Below are 6,839 nucleotides of genomic sequence, written 5' to 3'. Positions count from 1 at the left end.
GCGACGCCGAAATCGGCGTCCAGCAGCAATCTCATCGACCAAACCCGACGCGATCGCCGCTCATCGGGCCGCGCCACACCTCAGCGAGACAAAACACGCCGCGAATGCCGGTAGTTCGAGGTGTCCAGTCGCCAGAAGGCGATTGATTTTTCTGCTTCATTGACGCTCAATCACCCTTGGGCTTGGCGATAAGTAAACAACAATGTCGCCATCTGGGGGCATGATGCTTGAAGACGTCAGCATTGCCAAAGTGGCGAATTATGGGGAGCAACCGCAGCATCTTGACGGTCTTCGCCAGATCAACTTTCTGTTCGGAACGAACGGATCAGGCAAGACGACGATCTCTCGGGTCATCGCTGATCCAACAGAACATCCGTCCTGTGCCGTGAACTGGCGCGGTGCTCGCCCCCTTGAGACACTCGTCTACAACAGCGATTTCGTTGACCGAAACTTCACTCCGCAATTGCGCGGTATCTTCACTCTGGGGGAAGTCCAGACCGACACGCTGGAGAAGATCGAGGCAGCCCGCGCCAAGGTCGCAGAGATCGAAATCCAGATTGGCACACTGAAAACAACCCTCGGCGCCGAGGATCACTCAAGCGGCAAGCGGGCCGAACTTCGCGACTTGCGCAATGCATTCGAAGAGCAATGCTGGAAGATCAAGACCACGCATGATCCCCATTTCCAGGGCGCATTCACAGGTTTGCGTAATTCGCGCACGAGATTCTGCGACAAGGTGCTCGAGGAGACATACGGCAATCAAGCGGCTGTTCACCCAGTCGACGATCTGAAGGCCCGCGCCCGAACCGTATTCGCCGAAGGGGTCGCTCGACTGGCGACCGTGCCAACGATTGCCGCAGAGGACTTGCTCGGTATCGAGCAGGAGCCCGTACTCGCCAAGAAGGTTGTCGGCAAAGAGGACATAGATATCGGAGCGCTCGTTCGCCGCCTCGGCAACAGCGATTGGGTGCGCCAGGGACTGCGATACGTGGAAGGACCGGGCACGCCATGTCCGTTCTGCCAGAAGCCGCTCGACGAGGAGCTTCTGGCCAAGCTGAACGCCTTCTTCGACGAAACGTACCTCGCCGACATCGCGGTGATCGCGGGCACCGAAGAAGCCTATCGCACTTTCGCCGACGCAATCCTGGCCACGATCGATGCCGTTCTCGCATCCGGGAGTCCGCATATCGACGTGGAGAAGCTGCGCCCCCTCTGCGATCGACTGCGCTCGCTCATCACCCTCAACAAGGGTCATATAGAACGGAAGCGGAAGGAGCCCAGCACACCGGTAAAGCTGGAGCCGCTCGCCGAGCCTTTGGCCGCGGTGGCCACCATCATCGAACAGGCGAACAGCGAGATCGCGAAACACAATGCCCTGGTCGATAATCTCGCCGCCGAGCGCAAGACGCTCAGCTCCGAGATCTGGAAATGCCTGACCGACGAGAAGAAGGACGTCATTGGGCAATACACGACTGCCAAGAGCAATCTCGACAAGGCCATCACGGGGATATCGACCGGGATCGAGACCAAGACACAGGCCCTGACCGCCGCTCGGGCAGCATTGGCCGACCTTGAAAAGCAGGTCACCAGCGTCCAGCCCACGGTCACCGAAATCAACGCGACCCTCGCGTCATTTGGCTTCACCAGCTTCAGGCTCGCGACAGCCGGCGATAAGCAGCAGTTCTACGCTATTGTCCGCGGCGACGGGAGTGACGCCCGGGAGACGCTCAGCGAAGGGGAACGCAGCTTCATCACCTTCCTGTACTTCTATCATCTGATCCGGGGCAGTACGTCCGCAAGCGGCGTGAACGCCGATCGCATCGTCGTCTTCGACGATCCCGTGTCGAGCCTCGACAGCGACGTGCTCTTCATCGTCAGCGCGCTCATCAAGCGCGTCCTGGCTGAAGCGGTGGACGGCAACGGACGCGTGAAGCAAGTCTTTGTGCTGACCCACAACATCTACTTCCACAAGGAAGTGTCCTTCGACCCGAAGCGGCAGCAAGGAGAACGCCGTACGCACGAGACGTTCTGGGTCGTTCGTAAAGCCGGAGCGGCCACGATCGTCGAAGGCCACCAGAGGAATCCGATCCGCACCTCATATGAACTGCTCTGGGCCGAGGTCAGGAATCCGAACCGATCAAACCTGACGATCCAGAATGTCCTGCGGCGGATCCTGGAGCACTACTTCACCATCCTCGGCAATATGGACAAGGATGCCGTCATCGCGAAATTCGAAGGACGCGACCAGCAGATCTGCGCGTCGCTGTTTTCGTGGATCAACGACGGATCGCATTACTTCGCGGACGACCTGTATGTTGCAGCCGATGATACGACCGTAGGCCGCTACCTTGCAGTCTTCAAGCTGATCTTCGAGTCGACCAACCATGGTGCGCACTACGAGATGATGATGGGACCGGAGGAAGCCGCGCCCGTCCCCAACGAGGAAGCTGCTGCGGTTGCCGTCGAGCTCGTGACGGAAGCTGCCGCGATTCACTCTGGCATAGAAGGATCAATAGCCACCGCGGAGACGCCTGAAGCGCGCTGTTAGGCATTTCCGCATTCGGAAACGCCTGAGGGAAGAGCGCGTCTTCAAGGGGTCTTTGTTCTGGAGTCCGATACGACGTCACGCGATTATAGGTACAGAAGGATTGCGGCAATCGTCTCGAAACCTACTGCGATCTCAAGGGCTTCTCGTCGGGCTACGGGTTCGAATTTAGAGGGCTATGGCGTAGACAAAGTTATCATCATCGCCCGGTGCGGCGCGCCAAATACCGTCGATTGCCCTCCACAATACGCTGTAGCCGCCGAACGTACGCCTATGCATAGAATGAAGGACAGTCGGTGCGCGAGATGGCGTAGAAACGACGGCGTTCGGCGGTGAAAAAGTTCGAATCGCTTACGGTCGAACTACGCATTTGGCTGTCCCTGACGTCGGAAATCTATGTGGCATCGCCCCATCAGCACGCTGTCTGAGGTAGCTAAATGTGTGAACGGGGCGGATCCAGGCGCCGACACCAATTCGCCGCTCGTGTAATCATCAATATTCGTCGAGTGCCTCCAGCACGAGTTCCGCCGTAAGCGCGCTGCTGTACTGCTGCTGGCCGGTGATGAGACGCCCGTCGCGAATGGCAAACGGTTCATTGGCGCCACGGCACAGGAAGCTGGTGCCCTTGATGCCAGCGGCCTCGCTCTGGATGGTGTAGTCGTTGAGCGTCATGCCGAAGGCGGCGTTGACCTGCTCTTCCTCCTCGTCGGTGAAGCCGGTCCATTTCTTGCCGTCAGCGAGCAGCTTTCCGTTGGACAGGCGCGTCCACAATAGAAGACCGGACCCGTGGCAGATCAGCGTGACGATCTTGCCCTTCTCATAGAAGGACGCGATCAGCTCATGCAGCGCTATATCATCCTTGAAGGTCAGCAGCGGACCGCCGCCGCCCGCCACCCACACCGCGTCATACTCGTCCACCGACACGGCGCTGATCGGCAGGGTGTTCTTCAGCATCGCCCCAAACTTCGCATGATGGACGAAGCCCAGGCTGATCAGATCGTCGGCATAGGCGCCGTCCGGCGTGCGTGGATCGCTGTGGGTGTCGAACATCACCTCGCCGCCCTTCGGCGAGGCGAGATCGACCTGATGTCCAGCCTCGGTGAACATCAGGAAGGCGCGCGTCATTTCCTCGGCGAAGAAGCCGACCGGAAAGCCCTTGAGCTCCGTCGTGTTGGAAACAATCGACAGGATGCGGCGTGGCTTGCGCTTAACGCCGATGCGGGTATCGATTTTCAGGTCTGATGCTGGCATTTGAAAGGGCCTTTTCTTGTTTCGTTTTGCAGGATGGCCGGAGAGCGCCTTGCCGTGGTCATGGTTGCGGCGCGCGGGAAGCGCCCATAAGCGTCGCACGAGGCTGCGATGGCCTCGGCATGCCCCCGAAAGCTATTTGTCAGCGATGCTATTTCAGCGTGAACGTGTCGGCACTGCACGCGCCCAAGGCGTCCGGACTGTATTTGCGCCAGTCGTCGATGCTGAGCATTCCGATGCGAACAGCCCCATCACCGAGCTGATTGCTCATATCCATGACGGTGAGCCATCGCACCGGTTCGTCGCAAAAACCGTTCTTTCCCTTGTTCTGCGAGAAGAACGCGTCGGCGTTGAGGACCTTGTATACGTTTCCGCCGTAGTCCGTGTCGTTCCCGTTGTTCCAGACGTCAGAATACTGGAGCGTCAGTTCCCCTTTAAGCTTCGAGAAACTCGCCGAGGTGCGACTGAGCTTCATCGTCGTCCCCAAGGTCGAAGACGTGCCATTGGACAGCGCGGAGTAGGACCGCACATTGTCGGTCGGCATGGGGTCGACTTTTGATTTCGCGGCGGCGCCGAAGGCCAACAGCAAGCCAACGGGAGCTGCGACGAGTATGCCGGTCAAAGTTCTGCTTCTGGATTTTGTCATGGACTTTCCTCTCTTGATCCCTATCCCTGAAAGCCGCCCGCTTCGAGAAACTCTGCTTCCAGCGCAGTTGTGGCGCGGCCCAGCATGAAATTGCGGTGCGGAAAGCGTCCAAAAAGGCGGATGATGTCGCAGTGGCCTTCAGCGTGATCGAGCCATGGCTGCCCCAATCGAGCATTGAGTTTCACCGATAGGTCCTGGTCGGCGATATCTTCCGAATGCGCGAAGGGTAGGCAGAAGAACAGCCGCAGATCCGGCTCGACCTGCTCCATGTGCCCGGCATCGAGCGCCAGACGGGCGTAGTGCCGCGCCAATGGGTCGGTCGCATACATGTGCGCTGTCCCGCGAAACGCATTGCGCGGGAACTGGTCGGTCAGGATCAGCAAGGCGAGCGCGCCTTTCGGGTTTTCGATCCAGCCGTCATGTCGCCGCGCCGCGACCGCCATGTGAAGATCGAAGTAGCGGTCCCGGAAGATGCGATCGAAACCCTCATCCTTGTCGAACCACCGACCTTGCGCCCCGGCGTCCTTCCAGAAGCCGACGACCTCCGAAATCAGCTCCTCGTCTCCTCGGGGGCGCATCCTGAGCGCGGCGATCATGATGAAGCCTCCCGCTCCGTAGGCTGGCCCTTGCCTGGAGCATTGCCATGGATCAGGTCGCGGCCGGCATAGATGCCGTCGGCGGTCTCAAGGGCGAAGCGCTCGGAATCGCGTTGGCGAACGTCCTCCATCACGCGCACGCGTTCCTCCTCGTCCACATCCATCATTTCAAGCGCCTTCTGGCCGAGTGCCAGCGCCGATTCGAAGGTCTCACGGATCTGATAGTCGACGCCTGCATGGATCAGTTCGATGGCATGCTCGCGATCGAAGGAGCGCGCCAGAACCGGCACCAGCGGGAACTCTGCCTTGACCAGCTCCGCGATCTTCAGACTCGCCTCGCGGTCATTGACCGCGATGACGACAAGGCGGGCGTCATGGGCGCCGGCGGCATGAAGGATGTCGAGGCGCGCGCCGTCGCCAAAATAAACCTTGAACCCGAAATCCTGCGCATTGCGGATGGCGTCCGTGTCGGTCTCGATGATGGAGATTGAGCAACCATTCGCCAACAGAGGCTGACTGACGATCTGGCCGAAGCGACCGAAACCGATCAGGAGCACGCCGGCTGATAAGCCTTCGGCGGCCTCGACCCCATCCATCGATGGAGCGGGCTTGGGTATCAACCGGTCGTGCAGGATGATCATCAGCGGGGTGACCGCCATCGAGACGATGATGGTCGCCGTCAGGATGGCGTTGGCCTCGCCGTCGATGATGCCGACCGATGCGGCCGCAGCATAGAGCACGAAGGCGAATTCGCCGCCCTGCGCCATCAGCACGGCGCGTTCGATCGCTTCCCGGTTGCCAGCCCGGAACAGGCGGGCGACCGCATAGATGCCAATGGTCTTCAGCACCATGTAGGCGATGACGGCGACGAGGATGAGGCGCCAGTTGGCGGCGATCACCGCAAGATCGAGCGACATGCCGACGCCCAGGAAGAACAGGCCGAGCAGGATGCCGCGGAACGGCTCGACATCGGCCTCGAGCTGGTGGCGGAAGGAAGATTCCGACAGCAGCACGCCGGCTAGGAAGGCCCCCATCGCCATCGACAGGCCGCCCAGTTGCATGGCGAGCGCAGCGCCGAGCACGACGAAGAGCGCCGCTGCCGTCATCACCTCGCGCGCCCTGGCCTTGCCGAGAATACGAAACAGCGGGTCGAGCAGATAGCGGCCGGCGACGATCAAGCCAAGGATCGACGCGAGGCCGATGGCGACGCCAGTCAGCCGACTGGTGAGCGTGGCGTTTTCGCCGCCGGGTGCCAGAAAGGCGACAAGCGCCAGCAGCGGCACGATGGCCAGGTCCTCGAGCAGCAGGATCGCGACGATCCGCCGGCCTTTCGGCAGCCCCATCGCACGGCGCTCCTCGAGCATCTGCATGACGATAGCAGTCGAGGTCAGCACGAAGCCCGTGCCCGCGACGAAGCTCTGAGGCACCGAATAGCCGAGCGTCAGGCCGACACAGGTGAGCAGCCCGATGCACAACGCGACCTGGAGAAGGCCAAGACCGAAGATCTCGCCCCGCATCGACCACAGCCGCGAGGGCTGCATCTCCAGCCCGATGATGAACAGGAACATGACGACGCCGAGCTCGGCGACGTGCAGGATTGATTGCGTATCGGAGAACAGGCCGACGCCGAACGGTCCGATCACTAATCCCGCGGCAAGATAACCGAGCACGGAACCGAGGCCGAGCCGCTTGAACAGCGGCACAGCGACGACCGCCGCGCCGAGCAACACGACGACCGGAATGAGATCGAAGCCGCCATGTGAGGCGGCCTCAGCGGCATGCGAAACAGCATCGGCGGCCATCG

Annotated in this window: 5 protein-coding genes; 1 reads left to right on the top strand and 4 read right to left on the bottom strand. The window is 60.6% G+C overall.

Annotation, left to right across the window (positions count from 1 at the left end):
* Positions 1-223: 223 nt before the first annotated feature.
* On the top strand, positions 224-2,548 hold the full coding sequence (locus C7I84_RS26780) for an AAA family ATPase (RefSeq protein ID WP_106775280.1): 2,325 nt from the start codon (positions 224-226) through the stop codon (positions 2,546-2,548).
* 489 nt (positions 2,549-3,037) lie between these two features.
* Here C7I84_RS26780 and C7I84_RS26775 read toward each other — a convergent pair whose 3' ends face one another.
* From C7I84_RS26775 to C7I84_RS26760, 4 genes are all read right to left on the bottom strand, one after another.
* On the bottom strand, positions 3,038-3,796 hold the full coding sequence (locus tag C7I84_RS26775; protein ID WP_106775274.1) for a type 1 glutamine amidotransferase domain-containing protein: 759 nt from the start codon (positions 3,794-3,796) through the stop codon (positions 3,038-3,040).
* A 148-nt stretch (positions 3,797-3,944) separates the two neighbouring features.
* Positions 3,945-4,439 (bottom strand): hypothetical protein, encoded by a 495-nt coding sequence (locus C7I84_RS26770; protein WP_106775273.1) that lies wholly within the window; start codon positions 4,437-4,439, stop codon positions 3,945-3,947.
* Positions 4,440-4,459: 20 nt separating this feature from the next.
* Complete coding sequence (locus C7I84_RS26765; RefSeq protein ID WP_425351406.1) at positions 4,460-5,035, bottom strand: DUF924 family protein; 576 nt, start codon at positions 5,033-5,035, stop codon at positions 4,460-4,462.
* Positions 5,032-6,837, bottom strand: a complete 1,806-nt coding sequence (locus C7I84_RS26760) for a monovalent cation:proton antiporter-2 (CPA2) family protein (protein ID WP_106775272.1) — start codon at positions 6,835-6,837, stop codon at positions 5,032-5,034. The genes C7I84_RS26765 and C7I84_RS26760 overlap by 4 nt, the downstream gene beginning before the upstream one ends.
* Between the last annotated feature and the right edge of the window lie 2 nt (positions 6,838-6,839).

The organism is Kumtagia ephedrae (assembly GCF_003012745.1).
GTDB lineage: Bacteria > Pseudomonadota > Alphaproteobacteria > Rhizobiales > Rhizobiaceae > Kumtagia > Kumtagia ephedrae.
Note: the sequence above shows the minus strand (reverse complement) of the source record. Positions and strands in the feature narration are given on the sequence as shown.